The sequence below is a fragment of the Phaeovulum sp. genome (assembly GCF_047638075.1).
Taxonomy (GTDB): Bacteria; Pseudomonadota; Alphaproteobacteria; order Rhodobacterales; family Rhodobacteraceae; genus UBA6197.
Map to the genome: position 1 here is coordinate 1 of NZ_JBLJBV010000104.1, position 26,904 is coordinate 26,904.

A 26,904-nucleotide genomic window follows, 5' to 3' on the forward strand; every position below is an offset into this window, starting at 1 on the left:
GCGGGTCATTCGCGCCCATTGCCCGGCCGACCCGCACCGTCGCGGCGTTCGACAGGCCCAGATGCACCATGAACGACAGCGCCGTGATTTCCAGCGCGATACCATGCGCGGCCAGCTCGCGCGTGCCGATCCAGCCCATCATCAGCGCCGATGCCTGAAACAGTCCGCCCTCGGCCAACCCGGTCAGGCCAATCGGCCAGCCCAGCGCAAAGACCTGCCGCAGCGCGGGCCAATCGGGGCGCCAGAACCGCTGGAACAGGTGAAAACGGCGCAAATCAGGTTCAAGGCCGGCATAGACAGCCAGCACGACGGCGGCCAGAATCTGACAGATCAGGCTGGAAATGGCGGCCCCCTTCAGGCCCAACTCGGGCGCGCCCAGATTGCCAAAAATCATCGCCCAGTTCATTAGCGCGTTCAGCGCCACCGCCGCCAATGTCACCCAAAGCACAACCTGCGTGCGTTCATTCGCGGCCAGATAGCTTTTCAAAACCATCACCAGAACCGCCGGGATCAGGCCAAAACCGGCGATCCGCAGATACTCCTGCGCCATCGCCGCGACTTCGGGCTTTTGCCCCAACACCAGCAGGATCGTGCCGGAATACCACATCACCGGCATCGCCAGTACACCGTAAAAAATCGAAAGCCACAGCCCCATGCGGGTATCGCGGCGTACCTGCGCCTCGTCACCGCGCCCCAGGGCGCTGGCGACCATGCCCATCACCCCGATCCCGAACCCTGAGCCCAGAATGAACACGATAAAAAACCCCGAGGCCCCCAGCACCACCGCCGCCAGTTCGGTCACGCCATACCAGCCCAGCATCACCGTATCGGTGACGTGCAGCAGCATCTGCGCCAGATGGCTGCCGATCAGCGGCAGACCCAGCACCAGTGTGGCGCGGATATGGGCCGGAATGGAAAGGCGGGGGATCGTGGTCATAACGGTAGCCTTACGCTGAGGCGCCTGCGGCGGCAAGCCGCAGCTTTGGCTTGGGGCGCCTCCCCCCCCCGCACACCCGGACAAAGGCCAAAGGCTTAGGGTTTGCGGGCCACGAAATCAATCAGGGCGGCGCGGCCGTGATGGCCCGCGCCTTCGTCCAGATCCGCGTCAAAATCGGCCTGATGCAGCAGCGTGTAGCCCGCAAAGGCGGCGCGCAGCCGGTCCAACGTGTAAAGCTGACCGGGCACGCGCGGCCCGCCCGAGCCATACCCCATTTGCCGGGTGGCAAACCCGTGCAGCATGACCAGCCCGCCGGGCCGAAGCGTGCGCCCGATACCGGCGAATATTTCGGCCTGAAGATCGGCGGGCGCAAACTGGATGAACACCCCCAGCACGGCATCGAACGCCGCCTTGGGCCAGTCGTATTGCGCCAGATCCATCGGCTGCCAGTTGACACTGACGCCCCGTTCAGCGGCCAACGCGCGCGCCTTGGCCAGTGCCACGGGTGACCGTTCCAGCGCGGTGACCTTGGCCCCCTGTCCGGCCAGATAGCAGGCGTTGCGGCCCTCGCCCTCGGCCAGCGACAAAAGCCGCGCGCCAGGGGCCAGACGCCACGCCTGCCGGGCGACGAAATCCGCCGGGGCGGTGCCGTAAAAGTAATCCGTGCCCGCAAAGCGGTGGTCCCAATCGGATGCCATCTGTCTCCCCCGGTGGTTTGAGCCGCACCAGCAGATTGGCAAAGCCGGTGTCGGGGTTCAAGTCTTGCGGGTGGATTTGGCTTTAGACTTGCGGGTGGATTTTGGCGTGTGGGTCAGTTCAGGCTGTAGCGATACGCTTGCAAGATGTTCGGCCTGATGCATCACATGGCCCGCATGACCGACGATCAGCGGATCGGGCGGGGTGGCGACGCTGTGATCTTTGTCAGGGTACTCCAACGTTGACAGAAAGTGGCGCATCGTATTCAGCCGGGCACGTTTCTTGTCATCGGATTTGATGATGGTCCAGGGGGCATCGGCGGTGTCGGTGTAAAAGAACATCGCCTCTTTTGCCTCGGTGTAGTCATCCCATTTATCAAGGCTGGCAAGGTCGATGGGCGATAGTTTCCAGCGCTTGAGCGGGTCGGTTTCGCGGGATCTGAAACGGCGACGCTGTTCGGGGCGGGTGACAGAAAACCAGTATTTGTAAAGCCGGATGCCAGAGCGTACGAGCATGCGTTCCAATTCCGGCGTCTGGCGCATGAATTCAAGGTATTCTGTCGGCGTGCAAAAACCCATCACCCGCTCGACACCCGCGCGGTTATACCAGCTGCGGTCATAGAACACCATTTCGCCTTTGGTTGGCATATGTTTGATGTAACGTTGAAAATACCACTGGCCGCGTTCTTCGTCGGTGGGTTTGTTCAGCGCCACGACACGGGCGGAACGAGGGTTGAGGTGTTCATTGAAACGCTTGATCGTGCCGCCCTTGCCCGCGGCATCGCGGCCCTCGAACAGAATGACGAATTTTTGCCCGGTGTCTTGCGCCCAGCGTTGCACCTTCAAAAGCTCTGCCTGAAGTTTGGCCTTTTGCGCGTCGTATTCCGAGGTTCGCATCTTGCGCGGATAGGGGAATTTACCCGATTCAAACGCCAGCCTGACCGCGTTCGGATCAATTTGGGGAAATTGCCTCGGACCCTCGGCGTCGTCGTCGGAATGGCCTGTTGCGGGCCCGTCAGGGCCGGGTGGGTCGGCGGGGGGGATAGGATCTTCCATGCCGCTCTCCTTGTGGTTCGGGGGTGTGAGTGTAGGACATTGCCTCACACTATGCGTTGATGCGTATCAAAAGCCCGTCATATTGGCGGCACCGAAGAAAAGAGCCGACGCTTGACGGGGTTTGCCGGGCGCGAGGCGGAACCGGCCAGATGGGGGCGCTGCCCCCGCCGCCGATGGGATCGGCGGCCCCCCCGGAGTATTTCGGCCAAACAAAAGCGGGGCGGGCGGGCATTGCCCCACCCCCCCGGCTTGGGGTATCCCTGCGCCAGAACCTGAAAAGAAGACCGACAAGAAGAAAGAGCAGCAATGGCCGATGACCTTCTGTCCTCCAAGCCCGAGACCTATGACGCCTCCAGTATCGAGGTGCTTGAAGGGCTGGAGCCGGTGCGCAAACGCCCCGGCATGTATATCGGCGGCACGGATGAACGTGCGCTGCACCATTTGGTGGCCGAGGTGCTGGACAACTCGATGGATGAGGCGGTGGCGGGCCACGCGAGCCGGATCGAGGTGGAACTGGGGGCGGACCATTCGGTGACGATCCGCGACAACGGGCGCGGGATTCCGGTTGATCCGCACCCGAAGTTTCCCGGCAAGTCTGCGCTGGAAGTGATTTTGTGCACGCTGCATGCGGGGGGCAAGTTTTCGGGCGATGCCTATCAGACCTCGGGCGGGTTGCACGGCGTCGGAGCAAGCGTGGTGAACGCGCTGTCGGACAGTATGGTGGTGCAGGTCGCGCGCAACAAGGAGCTGTTCGAGCAACGGTTTTCGCGCGGGCTGCCGCTGGGACCGGTGGAAAAGATCGGCGCGGCGCCAAACCGGCGCGGCACCACCGTGACCTTCCACGCCGACGAGCAGATCTTTGGCCATCACCGTTTCAAGCCGGCGCGGATGATGAAGATGGTGCGCTCAAAAGCCTATCTGTTCTCGGGCGTCGAAATTCGCTGGAAAACCGCGATTGACGATGGCGAAACCCCTGCCGAGGCGGTGTTTCACTTTCCCGGCGGGTTGGCGGACTATCTGACCGAAACACTGGGCAAGGCCGCGACCTATGCCGACCGCCCCTTTGCCGGCAAGGTCGGCTTTCAGGAGAAATTCGGCGTTCCGGGGTCTGTCGAATGGGCGATCAACTGGACGCCGGCGCGGGACGGGTTCATCCAGTCCTACTGTAACACCGTCCCGACGCCCGAGGGCGGCACCCATGAGGCGGGGTTCTGGCAGGCGATTCTGAAGGGGATCCGCGCTTACGGCGATCTGGTCAAGAACCGCAAGGCCGAACAGATCACCCGCGACGATCTGATCACCGGTGGCTCGGCGTTGGTCAGCTGCTTTATCCGCGAGCCGGAGTTTGTGGGTCAGACCAAGGACCGCTTGGCCACGGTCGAGGCGGCGCGTCTGGTCGAAGGGGCGGTGCGCGACCATTTCGACAACTGGCTGGCCAGCGACAACAAATCCGCAGGCGCGATCCTGGATTTTCTGGTGCTGCGGGCCGAGGAGCGGCTAAAGCGGCGGCAGGAAAAGGAAACCCAGCGCAAGAGTGCCACGAAAAAGCTGCGCTTGCCCGGCAAGCTGACCGATTGCACAGCAAAATCGCGCCAGGGGACAGAGTTGTTCATCGTCGAGGGAGATTCGGCGGGCGGTTCGGCCAAGGGGGCGCGATCGCGTGAAACGCAGGCGATCATGCCGCTGAAAGGCAAAATCCTGAACGTGTTGGGGGCGGCCTCTAACAAGCTGGGCGACAATGCCGAAATCCGCGATATCTGCGAGGCCTTGGGCGTGGGCCTGGGGACAAGGTTCAATGTCGAGGATCTGCGTTATGACAAGATCATCATCATGACCGACGCCGATGTGGACGGCGCCCACATTGCCAGCTTGCTGATGACGTTCTTCTTTACCCAGATGCGCCCACTGATTGACAAGGGGCATCTTTATCTGGCCTGCCCGCCGCTTTACCGGCTGACCCAAGGGGCGCGGCGCGTCTATGTGGCCGATGATGCCGAAAAGGACCTATGGATGGCCAAGGGTCTGGGGGGTAAGGGAAAGATTGACGTGCAGCGGTTCAAGGGCCTGGGCGAAATGGACGCCAAGGACCTGAAGGAAACCACGATGGACCCGGCTTCGCGCCGCCTGATCCGGGTGACGATAGACGAGGATGCGCCCGGCGAAACCAAGGAACTGGTCGAGCGGTTGATGGGCAAGAAGCCAGAACTGCGGTTTCAATATATTCAGGAAAACGCGCAGTTCGTGGAAGAACTGGACGTATGACGCCTGTCGGCGCACGCCCTGATCTTTTTATTTTGAGTGAATGAAACCAAATGGCAATTCCTGACACTCTGGCAGCCCGCCTGATCGAGACCACCAAGGCGCATGATCTGGGCGGGGCGTTTTTGATGCTGGGGCGCCAGCGCTTTGTCGGGACCCGCAGGGGCAAGGCGGCAAATCTGTTTCGCAATGTCCGCGAAAAGCACCTTCCTGGCATAAGCGAGGATACGCTGCGCAATCCTGGCAACGAATATGCTGAAAACTTCTTTGCCGCCCTTGGCTACGCCTCTGTCGATTCGATGGATTTCTCTGATTTTGAGGGTGCAAGCATTGTCCAGGACCTAAGCGCCGGGCTGCCCGCAGAGCTGGAAGAGAAATTTGACGTGATTTATGACGGCGGCACCTGTGAGCATATCTTTGAACTACCAACCGCCTATCGCAATATTCACCGGATGCTGAAAAAGGGCGGGGTGCTGATCGGGCACTCTCCGTGCAACAACTGGATCAACCATTCCTTTTATCAAATCAGCCCGGAGATGGTGTATGGCTTTTGGGAAAAAGCGATGGGCTATAAGGTCTTGCAATTGTTTTTGCAGCCGATTCTACCGAATTTTTCGGATCAGATCGCGACGACGACCAACCCCAATATCACCGGGGTGCGCCCGCGGATTAAGGGGAAACTGCCAAAGGTTTCACCGGTCATAATGTGCTATGCCGTGCGCAAGCCGATGAATGAACAAGAACCCCGCAGGGCCTATCAAACCGACTATGTCGAAAAGTGGGGCGGCTGACCGATCACGCTGCAAAACACCAAGGCAGGTATCAAGGGCACCTCAGGGCCGCAAAACCAAAGCACCAACTATAGCGACACGGCCAAGCCTATGCCGTGGCGCCGCAGCTAGGGCACTCATGCTATCGGCCCGTTGCGCGCATGTGCCCCCAAACAGGGCTTATTTTTGCGCCTTGCCTAAACTTTCCACATATTCAGACAGTTGCACCAGCCGCAGCGGGGTTGGTGTGGCGATCCCGTCGCCGCTATCGTAAAGCACGGTACGGCTGTCCAAAAGCGCGCCGAAGGCGGGCATATTGGCCGAAGGGGTGGTTTCGGTGTAACCCCAGATCTGGCTCATCACGCGGGCTTTGGGAAACTTGCCGCCATTATCGGCCGCCAGAACGGTCAGATCGGCGGGTTTCAGGCCCATATCCGCGGCGATGGCACCATCGCCCTTGCCGCTGACGCCGTGGCAGACGGCGCAAAAATCGGCATAGTCATCGGCGCCGCTGGGCGGGGCCACTGCGGCCTTCATCGGCAGGCAGGCCCCGAGGGCGGCAACAAGCACAAAGGGGATCGGCAGGGTCAGGAGCAGTCGCACGGAACTTTCCTTTGCTGGGATTGAGGCGCGTGGCGCCGTTGATGCCCCAAGGGTACGCCTTGGGGTGGCGGCGCGCAACGGCCCCTTCGGCGCGGCCTTAGCCCAAGGCGATCAGGTGGTTATCCCAGGCAACGGCAGCGCGGGCCATCGGGCGCAACTGGCCTTCGGCGGCGGCGGCGATCAGGCCGGCACCATCGGTCAGCACGAAACCACGGCCACCTTCGGCCAGATCGGGGCCGATGCCGCAGACATCAGCGCGCGCCAGGCTCCAGACCGGGGTGCCATCGGGGGCGGAAAACGCCTGCACCCGGCCACCACGGGGCGAAGTGATGGCGACCTCGGCCCCCGAGGGGCAAAAGGCGATAGAGCCCGCGTAGCCCTTCATCGCGCCGGATTCGGGGGCGGCGGGCGGGCAAAGACGCACCGCCCCACCCCGCGCATGAAGGCCCAACAGCGGCACCAGGTCTGACGGCGCGCCCTGCCACTGCATCGCAAAGGCCACCAGCCCATCGGACCGGATCGCCAGATGCCGGATCGAGTTTTGCGCCAGATCGGGTAGATCCACGCTTTCCAGGGCCGCGCCGTCGGGGCTGAGGTAGCTGAGGTTGGGGTGCATGTCATCAAGGTTCAGCGGCGTGCGGTCCGCCGGGTCCGTCTGGATGCCGCCGTTGGCCACGACCAGCGTATCGGACCCCGGCAGGCGCCTAATCTCATGTGGGCCGATCCCGTTTGAGGGAAACTCGGTCAGGCGCGTATAGCCGCGCGCCGCATCCCAAAGGCCAATCCGCCCTTGTGACCCTTCGGCCACCACTTCCGAAGTATAAAGCACCGCACCATCGGCGGAATAGGTGCCATGGCCGTTGAACAGCCGCCCGTCAGGCGGGGTCAGCCGGGCAAGCGTCGCGCCGTTGGTACAGTCGATCACCAGCGCGAAGGTGCCGGGGCGGCGGGCAAAGGCCACGGCCTCGGGGCGGGTGGGATGGGCGGTGGCGGCATGGCCGCGCGCAGGAAGCGCAATGCGAAACAGCGCGCCCCCCGCCCCGTCAAGGCCATAAAGCGCATGCTCGCCCGAGGCGTCGCGCGCGGCGGCCAGAAAGGCGGGGTTGCCCGCATCGGCCCAGGTGGCGCGGGGCAAGGCGGTCGCGGCGGCGAGGGTGGCCAGAAAATGGCGGCGGTGCATATCAGTCTCCGTCAGCGGCGTTGAACCCGACACTGACGCCCAGCGTGGCGCCAATTTCGATCAGGGTGGTTTCGGCGGTAGCTGCGACCGCCTGTTGCAAGATCTCGACCTTGAGGCGGCCTGCGGGGTTGGTCACATCCTGAAACGTCGGTTCGGGCAGCGCCTTGGCCAGTGTCAGCGCATGGGCAAAGGCAGCATCGGCCAGCGGCGCGGGGCCGCCAAGCGCATCGGCAAAGCGGTTAAGCCCGTCCAGTGATACCACGACATTATGCAGCGGGCGGCCACTGGCCAGCGCCTCGGCGCGTTCGGGACGGGGTTTTTCGAACGTGCCCAAGGGGCGGCCAAGGCGCTGGTCCTTTACGAACTCAATTCCAGTGATCAGCTGGGTGAACAGCGCCTGACGGGCCTCGTCGATGGTCAGAAAGGTCAGGTTTTCAGGCTGGCCCGCCGTCAGCAAAAGGTCGGCATAGCCGCCCGAACCGGCGCTACCCCATTCTGCCGTGACCGCCGCCGCCGTAGCCGCCAGATCTTTGGTCATCGCACGGGTCAGGGCGCAATCATAGCTGTCGGCGCCGTAATCGGGGCCATATAGCAGGCGCTCCAGCCCGAAAAACCCTTTGGCCGCGACGGATACCTGCGCCATCCCCTCAGGCGTGGTCAGGGCCGGGTTGGCGGCGGCCGTGATCTCGGCCAGTTGCCGCGCGCCAATTGCCTTGGGGTCGGGCCAATAGGCGATGGCCAGCGCGCGGCCCTTCACCTCGACCGGGCCAAGCCGCAGATGGACAACCGAAAGCCAGGCGTCAAACGCGTCATTCCACGCCGGGCGCAGCGCCGCAGGCGTGCAATCTGCCGCTGCCGCATCCGACAGGGCCGCGGTGGCTTTTGCAAAACCGGCGTAACCGGGCAGGATGTTTTGGGTCACTGCCTCGGCCACATCGGCATGGGCGGGGGCGGGCAGGAAGGGGGCGGCCAACAGGGTCAGCGTGGCGGCAAGGGCGGTGGGGGTTGGACAGATCATCAAAGCGACTCCAGAAATTGGATCAGGGCGGCGCGGTCGTCGGGCGGCATTTCAGCTACGGTATCACGGGCGGCCTGTGCTTCGCCACCGTGCCAAAGGACGGCTTCCAGCAGTGTGCGCGCACGGCCATCGTGCAGCCAGCCGGGTAGGCCGGTAACCGCCTTGGTCAGGCCAATGCCCCATAGGGGTGCGGTGCGCCATTCCCCCCCAAAGGCCGTGCCTTCGGGGCGCTTGTCGGCCAGACCCGGCCCAATGTCATGCAGCAAAAGGTCGGTATAGGGCCAGATCAGCTGGAACGAGCGTTCCGGCTGGCCGGGCAGACGCGCGGTCACCGATTTTGGGGCGTGGCAGATAGCGCAGCCTGCGGTGTGAAACAGCGCCTTGCCGCGCAGCACCTGCGCATCCGCCATGGCGCGGCGTTCCGGCACGGCAAGGCTGGCGGCGTAAAGCGTGACCAGATCCAGCGCGTCATTACCAACCTCGGCCCCGTCCCGCAGGCCGGGGTCAACGCCGGTCGGCTGGGCGAGGCAGGCGGTTTGGGTAGCGGTGCAATCACCCGCAGGGTCGGGGTAAAGCGGCGTTGAAAGGCCCAGATCTTGCGAAAATGCCGATGCCACCATGTCGCGCAGGGTCGGGCTGGCGGCCTTGTGGCCAAAACGACCCAGCCGCATCTGCCCGACGTCACGCGACCAGCCCCAAGCGGCGCGCCCCGAAATACCGTCGCCGTCGGCATCGTCGGGGTCGGCGCGGGCAAGGATTTCATCCGCGGGGATGGCCTCAAGCAGGCCAAGCCCGATCAGTTGGGGCGCCACCCGGGCCGAGGTCTGCGCACCCGGCGCCAGACCCGTGGCCCCCGCCACGCTGACATGCGGCTGGCGCAGGGTAACGGTTTCCCCCCCCGCCAGTTCAACCGGCAGCGTCGTCCAGCGCAGGTCAACCCGGCCTTCGGGCCTAAGCCCCGCCAAGGCGCGGTCTTGCAACTGCGTACCAAGGGCCGGGTCCGGCAGGGCCGCGTGCCAGCCCGGAATTGCCGAAAGATGCGCCGCGATCTGATCGGCGCGCGCCGGAACCGACAGCTTCAGCACCAGCGAGGTTTGGGGCGGTTGCGGGCCGCTACCCGTTGGCGCATGGCCCCGGCCATTGCCGGGGTGGCAAGACGCGCAGGACCGCGCGTTGAACAGCGGCCCCAGCCCATCCGAGGCCCGCGTCGTCGAGGGGGCCGTCACCCACAGCTTGCCAAAAAGCGCCTCGCCCAGCCGAAAATCAAGCGCACGGGCGCCGGTCAACCCGGCTGCCGGGGCGGAAAAAGCGCGCGGACCCGCCGCACCACGCAAGGTCGCGGCACCGCCGGGCAGCGATTCGTAGGGTTCAGGCGTGGCAAACCCGGTAGGGGCGGCGATAACCGTGCGGATGCGCGCGGCCTCGCCCTCCGTGCGGGGCAGGCCATCGCCAAGGGTGCCCCCTGCCCCCGTTGCCGCCCAAAGGCAAAGCGCCAGCACCCAGGCAAACGGGATGCGGCCCAAAGCTATCGCGCGGCGCAAACCCACCTGTGATGCCCCTACTGGAACACCGCGTCCGGGGCATCAAGGCTATCAGAGCCTTCGACACTCGCATCAACGCCCAGCGCCGCCACGGCCCGCTCGATCGTGCGCGTTTGGGCCACCAGCGCATCGACGGCGGCGTTGATCAGCGCGGCGCCTTCATCATTGCCCATGGCCAACATCTGGTCAAACGCCATGCCCCCCTCAGCCGCCGTGCGCAGCGCATCAAGCGCCCCCACCGAGGCGTCAAGATCAGCGCGCAACTGCGCATCTACCGCCGGATCAGTCGCCGCGACCAGCCCCGCCACCGAAGGGCCGCTGACCACGGAACCATCGGGGCGCGTATAGCTGGCGGTATAGACGTTGCGGATGCCCAGACCGTCATAATAATGGCTGTTGTGGGTGTTGTCCGAAAAGCAGTCATGCTCTTCTTCGGGGTCGTGCAGCATCAGGCCTAGCTTGATCCGCTCGCCGGCAAGTTCGCCATAAGATAGGCTGCCCATGCCGGTAAGAATCGCCGCGATACCCGCGCCCGGGTCTTGCAAAACGGCAGTGCGGGCGGCCCCACCCTCGGCCCAGTTTGCGGCCATTTCAGCCAGATCCGCAACCAGCAGGTCAGTCGCTGCGGTCAGATAGGCGGCGCGACGGTCGCAGTTGCCGCCGGTGCAATCTGCATCTTGCAGATAGTCGGTATAGGGGCGCGCGCCAGCACCGGCATCGGTGCCGTTCAAATCCTGCCCCCAAAGCAGAAATTCAATCGCATGATAGCCGGTAGCAACGTTCGCCTCGATCCCCTCGGCCTCATGCAGGGTGCCCGACAAAAGGGCGGGGGTAATCTGGCGCGCGTCAACCTCGGTGCCGCCGATCGTCACCTTGGGGTTGGCGATGATATTGGCCAGGGCAAGGTCGTTTTCCTCATTCACCGCCGACGAGGACATATCGACATAGTCGATCAGCCCTTCGTCCAGCGGCCAGGCGTTTACCCGGCCTTCCCAGTCATCCACGATGGGGTTGCCAAAGCGGTAGGCCTCGGTCTGCTGATAGGGCACGCGGGCGGCAACCCAGGCGGCGCGGGCAGCGGCAAGGCCAGATTCGGACGGGGCCGCCAGAAACGCCGTCACCGCCGCTTGCAGGTCTTTCGCGGTCGCCAAGCTGTCGGCATAACCTGCCTCAGCGATAGCGGCATAGGTTTCCAGTACCGGCACGCGGTCATCCGCGAAGGCGGGGGCAGCCAGCAGCGCGGCCATGGCGGTTGAGATGGTCAGGGAAAGAAGGGTTCTGGTCATCACGCATTCCTTTGTCGAAGGGTGGGCAATCGCCCACGGTTCGGGGTAAGTGAAGGTGATTACTGACTTAAACAGTCAACTTTGTAAAACAGATACTTTTACTCGGGATAAGAAAATTTCCTGATGTCCACCAAAGGCCGAGGCGCGCAAATAGAAAGGGCCGCACCCATGGTGCGGCCCTGAACCCTTGCGGGAACGGCGCGATCTTACTTGATCTTGCCTTCCTTGTATTCGACATGCTTGCGCACGACCGGATCATATTTGTTCGCAGTCATTTTTTCCGTCATGGTGCGGGCGTTCTTCTTGGTCACGTAGAAGTGCCCGGTGCCCGCCGTCGAGTTCAGACGGATCTTGATCGTCGTCGGCTTCGCCATAATCAGTCTCCTAGAGCCGGGCGATCACCGCCCGCGAAATCCTTGAAGCCCGCCTTTTACCTATGGCCCGCCCCGAGTCAACCGTATTCGCACGAAATTCACGCGCAACCAGTCAGCTTTTGATTGGGCAAAGGGGGTATCAAGCCAACGGCTTGCCCATCCCACTGTGGATCTGCGCCACCGCGGCGGCATCAAGGCCCAATGCACGGGCCAGATCGCGCAAGTAAATGCGTTCAGCATCGGTATCGACCTTGATCACCATCAGCGAGGCAGAATAAACCTGCGCCTTCAGCCTGTCGCCCGCAGCTTTGGCCAACCCTGACACATCCAGCGGCGCGTCGAGTTCAGCCTGCACGAAGGCAATCTCTTCGTCCGAGGCGTCATTCAGATGCGACAGGATCGTTTCGCGTTCCGCCGCGTCAATCTGGCCGTCGGATTTGGCCGCCTGAATCATCGCGCGGATCATCAGACGGGCGTTTTCCTCGGCCAGTGCATCTACGGGCGTGCCTGCGGTCAGATTGCCCAACATATCGCCCATGGATTTGGCACCGGCACCGGCGGCGCCGGTCATCGCGGCAATCAGGCTGCCAAGACCCGCCTCGGTCGCCTCGGTCGCGCCAGCCGCAGCCCCGCCGAATTTGGCGAACATGTCACGCACGGCATCCTTGCCACCCGGCACGCCCATCTTTTCGGCCATATCCCCGACCTGATCGGCCATGCCTCCGGGCGCACCCGCGCCGCGAAGCGCCTCTTTGACCCCATCCATCCCGCCAACTTTGCGGTATTTGTCCGCCCCACGGGCAGCAGCGAAACCCACGGCAAGCGTAGCAAGCGTTTTGACAAAACTCATGACAATCTCCTTTGGGATGCGCGGGCATTGTGCGCGTGCCCACTGCCATTTGGCAAACACCTTGTGAGAATCAAGAAAAACGAGGGGGTTTTTAGATTAAAGACGCGCGCGGATGACCTGTAAGCCGGATTTTGTTCCGGGGCCGCTTGCGCGGCGCCCTTCGATGACCATTCCTCTGGTCCCGCCGTTACCGACGGGATCTAGCTGCCAACCCGGGCCTCTCGGGTCGAAGTTCCCTGCGGGCGGTCGGTTGCCCGACCAGCCCCGCGCGAGGCCCCTATTCGGCGTTGCTCCCGGTGGGGCTTGCCGTGCCGGTCCTGTTACCAGTCCCGCGGTGGGCTCTTACCCCACCGTTTCACCCTTACCTGCCGCAAACGGCGGGCGGTTTCATTTCTGTGGCGCTTTCCCTAGGGTTACCCCCGCCGGGCGTTACCCGGCACCGTTTCTTCATGGAGTCCGGACTTTCCTCGCACGCCCCGGTTTCCGTGAACGGACCCATGAACGCACGCGGTCATCCGGCCATCCGCGCCAAGGCGACATAAGCCTGCGGAATGCTTGGGTCAATGGGCATCACCCTGCCAGTCGTGCCGCATGGTGGGCGGTAGATGAGTATTTAGGCCAAAAAAAAGCCAAAGAGCTTTTTCGCGCTTTTTTTTGGTCAAAATACTCCGGGGGTGAGGCGCGGATTCCGCGCCGAGGGGGCAGCGCCCCCTGCCCCGGTTGCGGTTAAACACACGGGTAGCGGCGGGCAAGATCTGCGATGGCATGTAAATCTTCAGCCGATACTGGCCCGCGCGCCCAAGGACGGAAGCGTATGCGGTAAGCGGCCAGCAAAACCTCAGCCGGGGCTTCGGGGTATCCGAAGGCACGGGCATAGCCGGCGAAGGATTGGGCAGTGTCATTTCTTGCAATTGCCGACTGCGGATCTGGCCAGACCGAAAGCCCCGCCAACGCAAGCCTGTGCCAGTCAAAGCGCGGGCCGGGGTCGCGTTTACGATCGGGCGCCATATCGGAATGGGCAATCACACCTTCGGGCGGAATTGACCAGCGGCCAAGGATCCCGGCAAGCAAAGCCTCAAGCGCCGCCATCTGCGGTTCGGGAAAGGGCGCATCGCCGGTATTGGCCAGCTCAATCCCGATCGAACGCGAGTTCACATCCTGCGCGCCCCGCCATTCGCCCGCCCCCGCGTGCCAGGCACGGCGCGATTCGTCGACCAGCGGCTCGGTGGTGCCATCCTCGCCGATCAACCAATGCGCGGATACCTCATGCGCGGGGTCACAAAGCCGGTCACGCGCAGCCGCAAGGCTTTGCATGGCGGTATAGTGGAGCACCACCAGCGAGGGCACCGCCCCACCTCGGCGCGCCCCATGATTGGGCGAAGGGGCGGGCGTGCGGGTCTGGGCCGCAGTCATCGTTACTGGCGCGCGGCCTGAAACGGCGTCGGGTCCCAGAAGCAGGCGAAACCATCGCCGTCCGGGTCCAGGTTGCCGGGGTCTTTTTGCGGCCCGCCCCGGTTCAGAAAGGCGATCTGCGCCTGATCGAGCGAGGTGAACTTTGCACAGGCGCGGGTGTGGTTGCTTAGCGACAGGCCGCCGCGCTTCCAGACGGGCTCGCCCAGGCGGTTGGTTGCCTGTAGCGCATAGGCGGCCAGGTTTGGTCCGGTATCACCACTGCGGGGCGGCAGCGCACCTGGCTGGATCTGCTGATAGGCGGCGCGGTTCGCCTCCATTCTGGCCTTGTCGCTGGCGATGGTTTCGCGCGAGGCAACAGCATCAAAATTGTTCTCGTCCGAGATCACCGCCCCTGAGGAATCGCGCGGCAACGGTGCGGCATTGGCCTGCGCAACCGCACTGGGGCCGCTTTGCACCGGGGCCGGCGCCACCGCTGCACCCATCGCATTCATCGGCGCGTTCTGGGCTTCCCCCGACCGGGGCGGCAACGTTGCGCCAAGCGAGTCAAGCCGCACCGCGCCAGCGTTGGCGGCCTGCATCTGGGGTGCTGCGGGTGCCGGGCGCTGGCCCTGAAGCGCGGCTTCGCGCTGCGAAAGGTAATCTCTGTAATCCCCAAAACCAACGCCGGGGCCACTATTGGGCACGGCGGGCTGGCAGGCTGCGATTGCCAGCACCGGAAGAATAAGAAGGGTCTTGCGCATCACATCACCATCCTTGGGGTCAGCCCCCCTACCACCATTTGCCCGGCTTGGCTGCAAAACCCGCCGCACGTTCCAGCACATGGGCGTGATTAAGCAAATCACCCTCCTGCCATGGCCGCCCGATCAGTTGCAGCCCCATCGGCAGGCCCTTGGCATCAAGCCCGGTAGGCACCACGACCCCCGGCAGCCCCGCCAGGTTGACCGTGACCGTGAACACGTCATTGAGATACATCTCAACCGGGTCGGCATTGGCCATTTCCCCCAGACCGAAGGCCGAAGACGGGGTGGCGGGCGTCAAGATCGCGTCGATCCCGTCGGCAAACACCTGATCGAAGTCGCGTTTGATCAGCGCGCGCACCTTGCGGGCGCGGTTATAATAGGCGTCGTAGAACCCGGCGCTAAGCACATAGGTGCCGATCATCACGCGGCGCTGAACCTCTTTGCCAAAACCCTCGGCGCGGGTCCGTTCATACATTTCAGTGATGCCGTCGCCCGCGCCCAGTTTCGCCCGGTGGCCATAGCGCACCCCGTCATAGCGCGCGAGGTTCGAGGACGCCTCGGCAGGGGCGATGACGTAATAGGCCGGCAGCGCGTATTTGGTGTGCGGCAGGCTGATATCAACAATCTCGGCGCCGGCGTCTTTCAGCATCGCGGTGCCAGTCGCCCAAAGCGCCTCAATCTCGGCGGGCATGCCGTCCATCCGGTATTCGAGCGGAATTCCGATCTTCTTGCCACGAATATCGCCGGTCAGGGCGGCTTCGAAGTCAGGCACCGCAATATCGGCGCTGGTCGAATCTTTCGGGTCATGGCTGCACATTGCGCCCAGCATGATCGCCGCATCGCGCACCGATTTGGTCATCGGCCCTGCCTGATCCAGGGACGAGGCAAAGGCCACCACCCCCCAGCGCGACACCCGCCCATAGGTCGGCTTGATCCCCACGATCCCCGTAAAAGCGGCCGGCTGGCGGATAGAGCCGCCGGTGTCGGTGCCGGTCGCGGCAAGGCACAGATCAGCGGCCACAGCGGCGGCTGACCCGCCCGAAGATCCGCCCGGCGTCAGCTGCCGGTCGTCCACTTTCCAGGGGTTGACCACATTGCCATAGCACGCGCTTTCGTTTGAACTGCCCATGGCAAACTCATCCATGTTCAGCTTGCCCAGCATCACCGCGCCCGCATCCCACAAGTTTTGGGTCACGGTTGATTCGTATTCCGGCTTAAAACCACGCAAAATGTTCGATGCCGCCTGCGATGGCACACCTTTGGTGCAGAAAAGATCCTTGATGCCCAAGGGGATGCCGCACATATCCGGCGCAGCCCCGGCCTTGATCCGCTGGTCGGCGGCGGCGGCCTGACTGCGCGCGATATCAGGCGTGTGATGCACAAAGGCATTCAGCGCCCCCGCGCCCTCGATTTCGGCCAGACAGGCGTCGGTCAGCTCAGCCGCGCTCACATCGCCCTTGCGCAATGCGTCACGGGCGGCGGCAATGGTCAGTTTGTTCAACGCGCTCATTCGACCACCTTCGGCACTGCAAAAAACCCTTCGCGCGCATCAGGCGCGTTCGACAGAATCCTGGCCTGATAGCCGCCATCGGTCACCACATCTTCGCGCCGCTTCAGACGCATCGGGGTGACCGAGGTCATGGGCTCGATCCCGGTCACATCGACCTCATTGAGTTGCTCCATGAAGGAAAGAATACCCGACAACTCTCCGGCAAGGGCCGGAAGCTCGGCTTCGGGGACCGCGATGCGGGCCAGATGCGCCACTTTTCGCGCGGTGTCGATGTCAATGGACATGGGGGTCTCCGGTTTTGTTGCGCCGGGTTTAGCGCCCCAGCCCCTTTCGTGCAAGATAGCTGGCCATGGCGCGCAACGCCCCCTTTTCTTTCGCCCGTGACGCGCTAGGCTGAATACAGAAGCGATGACGGGAGAACGCGATGAAACTCACATGGCTAGGCCATTCGGGATTCCGGCTTGAGATCGAGCGCGCAGTGCTGCTGATCGACCCCTGGATGACCGGCAACCCGATGTTCCCCGACAATGGGCGCGCCGAGGCGGTCGAAGGAGCCACCCATCTGCTGATGAGCCATGGCCACGGCGATCACGCGGGCGATGCACTGGACCTGGCCAGAACACAGGGCCTACCCATCGCCTGCATTCATGAGTTGTCTGAAATATGGGGCGCGATAGAAGGGGTCGAAACAATTGGCTTCAACAAAGGCGGCACGATTGAGCTGGGGGGCGCGCAAATAACAATGGTCAACGCCACCCACTCCTCAAGCATCGACTATGAAGGGGGGCGCCCTTCCTGTGGGGGGTCTCCTGCGGGCTTCATGATCGCGGGCGAGGGCCATGTGATTTACATCTCTGGCGATACAGACATCATGGCCGATATGGACTGGATGGGCGAGTATCACCAACCCGACATCGGCATCCTCAGCGCCGGAGGGCGCTTTACAATGGACATGAAACGCGCCGCCTACGCCGCCAAGCGCTATTTCAACTTCAAGACGGTGATCCCGTGCCACTACCGCACCTTTCCCATTCTTGAACAAAACGCGGATGCCCTGATCGCCGGGCTCCCTGCGGTGAGAGTGGTAGAACCCGAGGTGCTGGTCCCAATAGAGCTCTGACCGGCTTTTTTTTGGCTCAAATACTCCCGCCGGAGGCTTCTACCTTCAACTTTGGGAGCCTCCGGCGGGAGTATTTGAGCCAAAAAAAAGCGTTAAAAGCGCCTTGATGCGAAAAAGTCCCGCAGCAAAGCTTCGGAAGCCCGGGCGTTGATCCCGTCGTAGACCTCAGGAAGGTGGTGGCATTGGGGGTGGGTGAAAATGCGTGGCCCTTGGGCGACACCGCCGGATTTGGGGTCAGCGGCGGCATAGTAAAGACGGGCGATGCGCGCGGTTGCGAGGGCGGCGGCGCACATCGGGCAGGGTTCGAGCGTGACATAAAGATCGTGGCCGGGCAGACGTTCACTGCCCAATGCAGCGCAGGCCGCACGGATGGCAAGGATTTCTGCGTGGGCGGTGGGGTCGTTCAGTTCCCGCGTGCGGTTTCCCGCACGGGCCACGATCCGGCCATCGGGGCCGACAATCACTGCACCCACTGGCACCTCGCCACGGGCGGCGGCGGCGCGCGCCTCTTCCAAGGCTGTGTCCATATGGTTGTTGAACCGGGTCATGCGTTGTTTGTGGCCCTATACGGGGCGCCTGTGCAAGGTACTTTCCCTTTGCGCCGCTTGGATGTAGGAAGGCGCCTTTCACCCCGTCAGGAGCAACCGTCATGGCACCCGAAAAAGTCACCCCCTCCCCCAAGGCCGGGCACGCCGAGGCGGAGCGCCCCGAAGCGGAGCGCGTAGCGAAGGTGATGGCGCGGGCGGGCATCTGTTCGCGGCGCGATGCAGAGAAGATGGTTCTTGCCGGGCGCGTTTCGGTCAACGGCAAGGTTATCGACAGCCCGGCGCTGGATGTCAGCCCCCAGGACAAGGTCACGCTGGACGGCAAGCCGATTGACGCGCCGCAGGAAACGCGGGTCTGGCTTTATTACAAGCCGCTGGGGCTTGTGACCTCGGAAAAGGATGAGAAGGGGCGGCAGACGGTGTTTGACACGCTGCCCGAAGGCATGCCGCGGGTAATGAGCGTGGGGCGGTTGGATCTCAACTCGGAAGGGTTGTTGCTGTTGACCAACGACGGAGGGTTGAAGCGGCGGTTGGAGTTGCCCGAAACCGGCTGGCTGCGCAAATATCGCGTCCGGGTGAACGGGCGGCCAGATAATGCCACCTTTGATCCGCTACGCCGCGGGATCGTGATCGACGGCGAGGAGTTCCAGCCGATGGAGGTCACGCTTGATCGCCAACAGGGTGCCAACGCCTGGCTGACCGTAGGTATCCGCGAGGGGCGCAACCGCGAGATTCGCCGCACGATGGAGGTGGTGAAAATGGTGGTGAACCGTCTGATCCGGGTCAGCTATGGTCCCTTCCGGCTGAATGAAATGGAGCCGGGTGCCGTGGTCGAGGTCAAGCGCAAGGTCTTGCGCGACCAGTTGGGCGAGCGGCTGCTGACCGGCAACGACGATGCGCCCGAACGCGCGCCAAGGCGCGATGAGGGCGACAGAGGCGCAGGGCCGCGCCGTCCGCGCGAAGATGGTGGCCGGGGTGGCGACCGCAAAAGCTTTGGCGCAGCGCCGCGTGAGGGCGGGGACCGCAAACCCTACGGGGATCGGCCGCGCCGCGATGAGGGAGAGCGCGGCGGATATGCGGCGCGCAAGCCTTATGGCGATAAGGCCGGCGACCGCCCGGCACGCGAGGGGGGCGAGCACAAGCCCTTTGGGCCGCGCGGCGACGCCCCGGCCGACGGGTCGCGCAAACCACGCTGGAGCGCCGAAAAGCCCTCAGCCAAGGGCCCCGGCGGCGGCGCAAGACCAGCACGCAGCCAAAGCAACAAACCCTACGGCGAGCGTGCGGAAGGCCGCAGCCTTGGCGACAAACCGGGCAGCAAACCCTACGGCGAGCGGTCCGAGGGGCGCAGCAACAGTGAACGGCCCGGCGTGAAGGCGTCAGGATACAAATCCCACGCCGCGCGTTCGGACGACCGGCCTGCCGGAAAATCCTATGGCGAGCGTGCGGAAGGCCGCAGCTTTGGCGACAAACCGGCAGGCAAGCCCTATAGCGACAAGCCGCGCAGCTTTGGCGACAAACCGGCGGGCAAATCCTATGGCGACAAGCCGCGCAGCTTTGGTGACAAACCGGCGGGCAAATCCTATGGCGGTAAGCCGGGCGGCAAATCCGCCGGGTTCAAGTCGCATGGCGGGGGCGCGGGTGGGGGCCGGGCGGCCGGGTCCAAGTCGCATGGTGGTTCGGGCAGGCCGGGTGCAGCAAGACCGGCCGGCGGGCCGCGCGGTGCGGGTGGTGGCAAGCCGGGGCCACGCGGCCGCGGCTGACACAAAACTGGCGGTTTTGTCGTGCCGATCAGGCGCGCGGCGTTGATTGAGGCGTAGAACGGGAATTGCATCGCCTCTTTCCCGCTGTGCGGCACCCTAAACACTGGCAGTGCGCCCCTATCGCCCCTATAACATGAGGACCGGAAACAGTTTCGTCCGGCCTAACGCTTGGGGGGCCAATGTCTCAGACCGCTGTGCGGCGCATCGCCTTTTACCTGTTGCTGGCGCTGACCTTTTCTGTCGCGCTGACGGGGAGCGTCTGATGGCCGAACGTTTCGGCGGGAAATTCAGCCCGCAAACCCCGCTGCAACATGACCCGAAGGGCACGGCAACGGGCCGAATGCTGCAAGCGCCGCCGCGCCACCGGCTGGAGGGGCGCCCGTTCTGGACCGTGATGGCGGCAATACCCTTCCTGCTGGGCGCGTTTGGCGATGGGCCGGGCGTGCTGGCCTTTAGCCTTTCCGCCTTTGCCGCGATTGCCGCTGCCGCTTGGATCACCCGCGAGGGGCTGCGCGCCGAGGCCGCCTATGACGCGCGCAAAACCGCCCGTCGCCCTGCCCTGCCCCGCAAGGCGCTTGGCGCGGTGCTGTTTGGCCTGGGCATCGGGCTGGGCGCAACCAATACCGGGCTGGGCGGTGCGTTGCTGCTGGGGTTGACGGCGCTGGTGCTGCATCTGCTGGCCTTTGGGCTGGACCCGATACGCGACAAGGGCATGGAGGGGGTCGACCCGTTCCAGCAAGACCGCGTAGCGCGGGTGGTGGCTGAAGGCGAAAAGCACCTTGCCGCGATGAAAGACGCAATCTTGCGCGCGGGCGACCGCCGGCTGGAAGCGCGGGTCGAAATGTTCGCCGCCACCGCGCGCGACCTGTTCCACGCCGTCGAAAATGACCCGACAGACCTGACCGCCGCGCGCAAATATATGGGCGTCTACCTGATGGGCGCGCGCGACGCGACGGCCAAGTTTGCCGACCTTTGGGCCGCCACACGCGACCCAAACGCGCGCACCGCCTATGAGGCGCTGCTGACCGATCTGGAAACGAATTTTACCGCCCGCACCGCAAGCCTGATGTCGGGCGGGCGCGAGGATCTGGACGTTGAGATTGACGTGCTGCGCGACCGGCTGGCACGCGAAGGAATAGTGACCCGTGAAAGTGGAGATGTGAAATGACCGATACCATCCGTGAAAAGGCCGCACAGTCCCTGACCGAGGTCGAGGCCGTAACAGCCGTGATTCTGCCTGAACCCGGGTCCGATCTGGTGCCGCTGGCCGAAGCGCCCGCGCCGCTGGCTGCCGAAATCCGTACCCGGATGAATGAGATCGACATAAGCGATAGCGGCTCGATCGTGAATTTCGGGTCGCGCGCACAAGGCGAATTGCAGGTGATCAGCCAGGCGATGCTGGCCGATGTGAAAAACAAGGACGTGGGGCCAGCGGGCGACAGTCTGCGCACGATCGTAACCACGATCCGCGGCTTTTCGGTGTCAGAGCTGGATGTGCGGCGTAGTCGCAGCTGGTGGGAAAAGCTCTTGGGTCGATCGGCCCCCTTTGCCAATTTCCTCGCGCGGTTTGAAGATGTGCAAGGGCAGATCGACAAGGTGACCGATGATCTACTGGGGCACGAACATAAACTGCTTAAAGACATCAAATCACTGGATAATCTTTACGGAAAGACGCTCGATTTCTACCACGAACTGGCGCTTTACATCTCGGCCGGTGAAGAAAAGCTGCGCGAGTGGGACGCGACCGAGATCCCCGCGAAAGAGGCCGACGTGGCCGCCGCCGCCGAGGCCGATCAGGTGATGCGCGCGCAGGAATTGCGCGACTTGCGGTCAGCGCGCGACGACCTGGAACGGCGGGTGCATGATCTGAAACTGACACGGCAGGTCACGATGCAAAGCCTGCCCTCGATCCGGCTGGTGCAGGAAAACGACAAATCGCTGGTGACAAAAATCAACTCGACACTGGTCAACACGGTGCCGCTGTGGGAAACCCAGCTGGCGCAGGCGGTGACGATCCAGCGCAGCGCCGAAGCCGCCAAAGCGGTGCGCGCAGCCAACGATCTGACCAATGAGCTGCTGACCGCGAACGCCAAAAATCTGCGTCAGGCCAATCAGGTCGTGCGCGCGGAAATGGAACGCGGCGTGTTCGACATCGAGGCCGTAAAAGCCGCCAACGCCGAACTGATTGCCACCGTCGAAGACAGCCTGCGCATCGCGGATGAGGGCAAGCGCAAACGCGCCAGCGCCGAGGCCGACCTGAAGAAGATGGAGGCCGAATTGCGCAACACGCTGGCGGCGGCCAGCGCACGGGCTGACAAGACCGGCGCCACCCTCGGCGGTGCGGTCTGATCATGCCGCCCCACCCTGCCTTGCCCCTGTTTCGGACCGCTCTGCGGGCTGCGGGGGTGCTTGTGCTGGCGGGGGCCCTGACGGGGTGCGACGGGTCGCTGTTTGCCCCGACGAACGGCCCGCCCGTGACAGCGCCGCCCGCGAAAGCCGCCCCCGAGGGTGGCATTGTGCCGCCCTCGCCCGAAAGCGACGCGATGCGCGCCTATTACACGCAGATCAGCGCGGCGCTGCTGGATCAAGGGTTGCTGCGTCAGGATGTGGCCCCGCGCGACGCACCTTTCTCCGCGCGCCAACTGGTCGATAATTTTGTCCGCATCGCGCTATATGACGAGTATACCGCGCATGGCGGCAACATCATCGCGCGCGAAAGCGTCAGCCACCTGCGCCGCTGGGAAAAGCCGGTGCGCATGGCAGTTGAATTCGGCGCCTCAATCCCCGAGGCGCAGCGGGCCAAGGACCGGGCCAGCATCTCGGCCTATGCGGGGCAGCTTGCCGGGGCCACACGCCATTCTGTGCGCTTGGCCAGCCCCGCGAACTTCACCGTGCTGGTGCTGAACGAAAACGAACGCCGCGCAATCGGGCCGCGTCTGGCGCAATTGGTGCCCGGCATTGACGCCACCGCGATCCGCGCGATAACCAACCTGTCGCCGGCCACATTCTGCGTGGTCTTTGCCTTTTCCGAAGGCAACGCCCCCACTTACAGCCGCGCGGTGGCGGTGATCCGCGGCGAGCACCCTGACGTTTTGCGCCTGTCGTGCCTGCATGAAGAATTGGCGCAGGGGCTCGGGTTGGCCAATGACAGCCCGCGCGCCCGCCCCTCGATTTTCAACGACGACGAGGAATTCGCGCTGCTGACGCGCCATGATGAGCTCTTGTTGCGCATCCTCTATGACCGGCGCCTGACCCCCGGCATGACCGAGGCCGAGGCCCGGCCGATCGTTGAAACCATTGCCGCCGAATTGCTTGGCGGAGACAGTTGACCTTGAAGGAGACCAGCCATGGGGATCTTTGACTTTCTGACCGGTGAATTCATCGACGTGATCCACTGGACCGATGACACCCGCGACACGATGGTCTGGCGGTTCGAACGCGAGGGCCACGAAATCAAATACGGCGCCAAACTGACCGTGCGCGAAGGTCAGGCAGCGGTTTTCGTGCATGAAGGGCAATTGGCCGATGTGTTCGGGCCCGGGCTTTACATGCTGGAAACCAACAACCTTCCGATCATGACAACCTTGCAGCATTGGGACCATGGCTTTCGCAGCCCGTTCAAATCGGAAATCTATTTCATCAACACCACCCGGATCGGTGATCTGAAATGGGGCACGAAAAACCCGATCATCGCGCGCGATCCTGAATTCGGCCCGATCCGTCTGCGCGCCTACGGCACCTATACGATGCGCGTGTCAGACCCGGCTCGTTTCATGTCCGAAATCGTCGGAACCGACGGCGAATTCACCGCTGACGAGATCAGCTTTCAGATCCGCAACGTGATCGTGCAAGAGTTTTCGCGGGCTATCGCCGGTGCCGGGATTCCGGTTCTGGACATGGCCGCCAACACCGCCGATCTGGGCAAGCTGGTCACCAAGGCGATTGAGCCGGTGATTGCTGCCTACGGCCTGAGCCTGCCAGAGTTCTACATTGAAAACATCAGCTTACCAGAAGAAGTCGAGAAGGTTTTGGACAAGCGCACCAGCATGGGCATTGCCGGTGATCTGACCCGCTACATGCAGTTCAACGCCGCCGAGGCCATGGCCACAGGCGGCGCGGGTGGTGCAATGGGCGCGGCGATGGGGGCCGGAATCGGCATGGGGTTGGGCCAGCAGATGGCGCATCCGGGGCCTTGGGGTGCGGTGCCGCAAACCGCAGCCAGCGCCCCGGCCTATGCATCGCCGCCGCCTTTGCCGCCCGTGGAAAAGGTCTGGCATCTGGCCGAAGGGTCCGAGGTGAAGGGCCCCTTTGGGCGCGGGCATATGGGCCGTCTGGTTACCGACGGCGGGCTGACGCGCGAAACACTGGTCTGGACGCCGGGGCAAGATGGTTGGAAACGCGCCGAGGATGTGGCCGAACTGGCGCAGCTTTTCACCATTGCCCCACCGCCGCCGCCGCTGGGCTGAGGTTTTTTCATGTCGGCCAAACCTGCGCAGCATCATTACCCTTGCGAATCCTGTGGCGCGGATCTGCGCTTTGCCCCCGGCGAAACGCAGCTGGTTTGCGACCATTGCGGCCACATCCAGGAGATTCCGCACGCCACCGGGCGCGGCACCACGCAACTGGTGGAACTGGATCTGGCCGCCGCACTACGGGCTGAGCTACCGGAACTGGAAGTTGAAGAACAGCGGACGCTATCATGTCCGAATTGTGGCTCTTTGATCGCGCTGGCAGGGGCTATTCATGCCAGTGAATGTCCGTTTTGTGCTACTCCGGTTGTGGCGGATACGGGCACGAAACGGTTGATAAAACCGCAGGGCGTGGTGCCTTTCGTCCTGAAGGAAACCGAAGCGCGCGCCGCGTTGGGGCGCTGGCTGGGGCGGCTTTGGTTTGCGCCCTCGGGGTTGACGAAATACGCGCGGCGCGGGCGCAAGATGACCGGGGTTTACGCGCCATACTGGACTTTTGACGCACAGACCCGGTCACAATATCAGGGCCAGCGCGGCGATTATTACTATGAGACCGAAACCGTGATGGTGCGGGTCAATGGCCGTACCGAACGGCGCCAGCAACAGGTGCGTAAGGTGCGTTGGCACCGGGTCGCAGGGCGGGTGGCGCGGGCGTTTGACGATGTGCTGATCTATGCGGCACGGTCCTTGCCCACGCCCTACGCCGATGCGCTGCGCCCGTGGGATCTGGCAAAATTGCGCGACTACCGACCCGATTATCTGGCCGGGTTCGAGGCAGAAGGCTATACCGTCGAGCTACGCGAGGGGCATTATCTGGCGCGGGCCGAAATGGCGCATGTGATCGCCTCGGATGTGCGCCGCGACATTGGCGGCGATGAACAGCGCGTGGACCGGGTTGACACCGTTCATTCTGACGAGACGTTCAAACACATCCTGCTGCCGATCTGGACTGCTGCCTATAAATACCGGGGCCGCAGTTTTCGCTTTGTGGTCAACGGCCAAACCGGCGCCGTTCAGGGCGAGCGGCCGTGGTCCGCATGGAAGATCGCCTTTGCCGTGACTGTTGTGGTGATTGTGATTGCCGTTGGGGCGTATTTTGGCCAGCAACAATAACGCACTATGGCAGGCAGTAGCTGCCCGCCCCCGGGGGACCCTGTGCAGGGCAGACCAAGAATATCCACACCAAAGTGAACACATATGATTGCCCGGCGGGGTCTTGGTGCGATAAGGTTTCGTTAGCGATAACACGAAGGGCTGGTAAATGAAGAGTGGCATGATCCTGAGTTGCGGCGAAGCGCTGATCGACATGCTGCCGCGCGAGACAACCGCAGGCGAGGCAGCGTTTGCGCCCTATCCGGGGGGGGCTGTGTTCAATACCGGCGTGGCGCTGGGGCGGCTGGGATGCCGGGCGGGGTTTTTCTCGGGCCTGTCGTCAGATCTTTTCGGCGAGATGCTGGAGGCGGGCCTGACCGCCTCAAACGTGGATGCGGGGCTGAGCCATCGGTCATCGAGGCCGACGACGTTGGCCTTTGTGAAGCTGGTGGGGGGCCACGCCTCTTACGCGTTTTACGATGAGAACACGGCCGGCCGGATGCTGCGCCCGCAGGATCTGCCCGCGTTACCCGCTGCGGTCAAGGCGCTGTTCTTTGGGGGAATATCGCTGGTGGGCGAGCCTTGCGGTTCGGCTTATGAAGCGCTGTGCCTGCGCGAGGCAGGCGCGCGATTGGTGATGATCGACCCCAATATCCGCCCCGGATTCGTGACCGATGAGGCCGCCTACCGGGCGCGGTTGGCGCGGATGATGAGTGTGGCCGATATCGTGAAACTATCGGATGAGGATCTGGTCTGGCTGGAAGGGCCTGGCGACATGGCCCAAGCTGCGCAGGCCGTGTTGGCGCGCGGGCCAAAGCTGGTATTTGTCACCGAAGGGGCCAAGGGCGCGCATGGGTTTACGGCACGCGACGCGGTGTTTGCCCCGGCGCGCAAGGTGACGGTCGCGGATACCGTTGGCGCTGGCGATACGTTCAACGCGGGCATTCTGGCGGCCTTGGACCGGGCCGGGGCGCTGGACAAGGCGGCTGTGGCTGTGGCTGATGCCGGGTTGATCCGCGCCTGTCTTGATCTGGGCATCGCGGCGGCGGCGGTTACGGTCAGTCGCGCGGGGGCCAACCCGCCTTGGGCGGCGGAACTGACATGAGGGCGCTGATCCAGCGGGTGGCCCATGCGCAGGTTGAGGTAGCCGGTAGATTGACCGGGCAGATCGGGCCGGGGCTGTTGGTGCTGATCTGCGCGATGGCGGGCGATACCGAGGCGGAGGCTGACAAGTTGGCGGCCAAGATTGCCAAGCTGCGGATCTTCAGGGATGCGGACGGCAAGATGAATTTGTCAGTCAAGGATGCAGGCGGGGCGGCGCTGGTGGTCAGCCAGTTCACGCTGGCCGCCGATACGGCGCGCGGAAACCGGCCCGGGTTTTCAACCGCGGCCGCCCCCAAAGACGGCGAACACCTTTACCACTATTTCAGCGACAGGCTGCGCGCCGAAGGGCTGGCGGTTGAGAACGGCGAATTTGGCGCCGATATGGCCGTGAGCCTGCTGAATGACGGGCCGGTCACAATCTGGATGGATACCGCCGAGCGGGGCTAGCGGGGGCAAAAGGTCATAACCCTTGACTTTTGCGCCGCATTGCCCCATTTGGGGGTCAGCCGATGTTTGCTGCCGCGTGAGCAGCCCGTGCCAATGCGCACCCGGACCCGGCCAATCAGGTTCCCATGTCACGCG

General features: G+C 63.7%; 26 protein-coding genes and 1 other RNA gene. 11 read left to right on the forward strand and 16 right to left on the reverse strand.

Annotated features, from left to right (window positions below; genetic code table 11):
- The 3 genes from ACM62R_RS15300 to ppk2 all read right to left on the reverse strand — a co-directional run.
- A partial coding sequence (locus ACM62R_RS15300; RefSeq protein WP_415184911.1) for an MATE family efflux transporter occupies nucleotides 1–937 on the reverse strand: 937 nt, incomplete at its 3' end.
- Nucleotides 938–1,032: 95 nt separating this feature from the next.
- On the reverse strand, nucleotides 1,033–1,635 hold the full coding sequence (locus ACM62R_RS15305; RefSeq protein WP_415184912.1) for an SAM-dependent methyltransferase: 603 nt from the start codon (nucleotides 1,633–1,635) through the stop codon (nucleotides 1,033–1,035).
- 57 nt (nucleotides 1,636–1,692) lie between these two features.
- Nucleotides 1,693–2,688, reverse strand: coding sequence for a polyphosphate kinase 2 (gene ppk2, locus ACM62R_RS15310; RefSeq protein ID WP_415184913.1), 996 nt, complete (start codon nucleotides 2,686–2,688; stop codon nucleotides 1,693–1,695).
- A gap of 306 nt (nucleotides 2,689–2,994) precedes the next feature.
- On the opposite strand from ppk2, the gene parE reads away from it, so the two are divergent.
- Nucleotides 2,995–4,950 carry a DNA topoisomerase IV subunit B gene (gene parE, locus ACM62R_RS15315; protein WP_415184914.1) on the forward strand — a complete coding sequence of 652 codons (1,956 nt, stop codon included), beginning with the start codon at nucleotides 2,995–2,997 and terminating at the stop codon, nucleotides 4,948–4,950.
- Nucleotides 4,951–5,000: 50 nt separating this feature from the next.
- The gene (locus ACM62R_RS15320) at nucleotides 5,001–5,738 is read left to right on the forward strand and encodes a methyltransferase domain-containing protein (RefSeq protein ID WP_415184915.1); all 738 of its coding nucleotides are present in this window, start codon (nucleotides 5,001–5,003) and stop codon (nucleotides 5,736–5,738) included.
- A 159-nt stretch (nucleotides 5,739–5,897) separates the two neighbouring features.
- Here ACM62R_RS15320 and ACM62R_RS15325 read toward each other — a convergent pair whose 3' ends face one another.
- From ACM62R_RS15325 to gatC, 12 genes are all read right to left on the reverse strand, one after another.
- Nucleotides 5,898–6,320 carry a c-type cytochrome gene (locus tag ACM62R_RS15325; RefSeq protein ID WP_415184916.1) on the reverse strand — a complete coding sequence of 141 codons (423 nt, stop codon included), beginning with the start codon at nucleotides 6,318–6,320 and terminating at the stop codon, nucleotides 5,898–5,900.
- Nucleotides 6,321–6,417: 97 nt separating this feature from the next.
- The gene (locus ACM62R_RS15330; RefSeq protein ID WP_415184917.1) at nucleotides 6,418–7,500 is read right to left on the reverse strand and encodes a DUF1513 domain-containing protein; all 1,083 of its coding nucleotides are present in this window, start codon (nucleotides 7,498–7,500) and stop codon (nucleotides 6,418–6,420) included.
- Between the two features lies 1 nt (nucleotide 7,501).
- Nucleotides 7,502–8,518 carry an imelysin family protein gene (locus ACM62R_RS15335; RefSeq protein ID WP_415184918.1) on the reverse strand — a complete coding sequence of 339 codons (1,017 nt, stop codon included), beginning with the start codon at nucleotides 8,516–8,518 and terminating at the stop codon, nucleotides 7,502–7,504.
- Nucleotides 8,518–10,065 carry a di-heme oxidoredictase family protein gene (locus ACM62R_RS15340; protein ID WP_415184919.1) on the reverse strand — a complete coding sequence of 516 codons (1,548 nt, stop codon included), beginning with the start codon at nucleotides 10,063–10,065 and terminating at the stop codon, nucleotides 8,518–8,520. The genes ACM62R_RS15335 and ACM62R_RS15340 overlap by 1 nt, the downstream gene beginning before the upstream one ends.
- Nucleotides 10,066–10,076: 11 nt before the next feature.
- Entirely contained in the window at nucleotides 10,077–11,345 is a 1,269-nt protein-coding gene (locus tag ACM62R_RS15345) for an imelysin family protein (RefSeq protein WP_415184920.1), read from the reverse strand.
- 206 nt (nucleotides 11,346–11,551) lie between these two features.
- Entirely contained in the window at nucleotides 11,552–11,719 is a 168-nt protein-coding gene (gene rpmG, locus ACM62R_RS15350) for a 50S ribosomal protein L33 (RefSeq protein WP_107324777.1), read from the reverse strand.
- Nucleotides 11,720–11,858: 139 nt separating this feature from the next.
- A complete protein-coding gene (locus ACM62R_RS15355; RefSeq protein WP_415184921.1) occupies nucleotides 11,859–12,569 on the reverse strand; it encodes a DUF533 domain-containing protein in 711 nt (236 codons plus the stop codon).
- A 104-nt stretch (nucleotides 12,570–12,673) separates the two neighbouring features.
- Nucleotides 12,674–13,096, reverse strand: an RNA gene (gene rnpB, locus ACM62R_RS15360) — RNase P RNA component class A.
- Between the two features lie 199 nt (nucleotides 13,097–13,295).
- Nucleotides 13,296–13,982, reverse strand: a complete 687-nt coding sequence (locus ACM62R_RS15365) for an N-acetylmuramoyl-L-alanine amidase (protein WP_415184922.1) — start codon at nucleotides 13,980–13,982, stop codon at nucleotides 13,296–13,298.
- Between the two features lie 2 nt (nucleotides 13,983–13,984).
- Nucleotides 13,985–14,722 carry a hypothetical protein gene (locus ACM62R_RS15370; protein WP_415184923.1) on the reverse strand — a complete coding sequence of 246 codons (738 nt, stop codon included), beginning with the start codon at nucleotides 14,720–14,722 and terminating at the stop codon, nucleotides 13,985–13,987.
- 28 nt (nucleotides 14,723–14,750) lie between these two features.
- Nucleotides 14,751–16,232, reverse strand: a complete 1,482-nt coding sequence (gene gatA / locus ACM62R_RS15375; protein ID WP_415184924.1) for an Asp-tRNA(Asn)/Glu-tRNA(Gln) amidotransferase subunit GatA — start codon at nucleotides 16,230–16,232, stop codon at nucleotides 14,751–14,753.
- Entirely contained in the window at nucleotides 16,229–16,516 is a 288-nt protein-coding gene (gene gatC, locus ACM62R_RS15380; RefSeq protein ID WP_415184925.1) for an Asp-tRNA(Asn)/Glu-tRNA(Gln) amidotransferase subunit GatC, read from the reverse strand. The genes gatA and gatC overlap by 4 nt, the downstream gene beginning before the upstream one ends.
- A 140-nt stretch (nucleotides 16,517–16,656) precedes the next feature.
- Here gatC and ACM62R_RS15385 point away from each other — a divergent pair, with 140 nt between their 5' ends.
- Nucleotides 16,657–17,352, forward strand: a complete 696-nt coding sequence (locus tag ACM62R_RS15385) for a metal-dependent hydrolase (RefSeq protein WP_415184926.1) — start codon at nucleotides 16,657–16,659, stop codon at nucleotides 17,350–17,352.
- 92 nt (nucleotides 17,353–17,444) lie between these two features.
- Here ACM62R_RS15385 and ACM62R_RS15390 read toward each other — a convergent pair whose 3' ends face one another.
- Complete coding sequence (locus ACM62R_RS15390) at nucleotides 17,445–17,900, reverse strand: nucleoside deaminase (RefSeq protein ID WP_415184927.1); 456 nt, start codon at nucleotides 17,898–17,900, stop codon at nucleotides 17,445–17,447.
- A 101-nt stretch (nucleotides 17,901–18,001) separates the two neighbouring features.
- On the opposite strand from ACM62R_RS15390, the gene ACM62R_RS15395 reads away from it, so the two are divergent.
- From ACM62R_RS15395 to dtd, 8 genes are all read left to right on the forward strand, one after another.
- Nucleotides 18,002–19,657 (forward strand): pseudouridine synthase, encoded by a 1,656-nt coding sequence (locus ACM62R_RS15395; protein WP_415184928.1) that lies wholly within the window; start codon nucleotides 18,002–18,004, stop codon nucleotides 19,655–19,657.
- A 262-nt stretch (nucleotides 19,658–19,919) separates the two neighbouring features.
- Nucleotides 19,920–20,825, forward strand: coding sequence for a 5-bromo-4-chloroindolyl phosphate hydrolysis family protein (locus ACM62R_RS15400; RefSeq protein WP_415184929.1), 906 nt, complete (start codon nucleotides 19,920–19,922; stop codon nucleotides 20,823–20,825).
- Entirely contained in the window at nucleotides 20,822–22,006 is a 1,185-nt protein-coding gene (locus ACM62R_RS15405; RefSeq protein ID WP_415184930.1) for a toxic anion resistance protein, read from the forward strand. Before ACM62R_RS15400 ends, ACM62R_RS15405 begins: the two co-directional genes overlap by 4 nt.
- A 20-nt stretch (nucleotides 22,007–22,026) precedes the next feature.
- Complete coding sequence (locus tag ACM62R_RS15410) at nucleotides 22,027–22,986, forward strand: DUF2927 domain-containing protein (RefSeq protein WP_415184931.1); 960 nt, start codon at nucleotides 22,027–22,029, stop codon at nucleotides 22,984–22,986.
- Between the two features lie 18 nt (nucleotides 22,987–23,004).
- Nucleotides 23,005–24,123, forward strand: a complete 1,119-nt coding sequence (locus tag ACM62R_RS15415; protein WP_415184932.1) for an SPFH domain-containing protein — start codon at nucleotides 23,005–23,007, stop codon at nucleotides 24,121–24,123.
- 9 nt (nucleotides 24,124–24,132) lie between these two features.
- Nucleotides 24,133–25,239, forward strand: a complete 1,107-nt coding sequence (locus ACM62R_RS15420; protein ID WP_415184933.1) for a primosomal protein N' (replication factor Y) - superfamily II helicase — start codon at nucleotides 24,133–24,135, stop codon at nucleotides 25,237–25,239.
- 160 nt (nucleotides 25,240–25,399) lie between these two features.
- Nucleotides 25,400–26,323, forward strand: a complete 924-nt coding sequence (locus tag ACM62R_RS15425) for a carbohydrate kinase family protein (protein ID WP_415184958.1) — start codon at nucleotides 25,400–25,402, stop codon at nucleotides 26,321–26,323.
- The gene (dtd, locus tag ACM62R_RS15430) at nucleotides 26,320–26,769 is read left to right on the forward strand and encodes a D-aminoacyl-tRNA deacylase (RefSeq protein WP_415184934.1); all 450 of its coding nucleotides are present in this window, start codon (nucleotides 26,320–26,322) and stop codon (nucleotides 26,767–26,769) included. Before ACM62R_RS15425 ends, dtd begins: the two co-directional genes overlap by 4 nt.
- Nucleotides 26,770–26,904 lie beyond the last annotated feature (135 nt).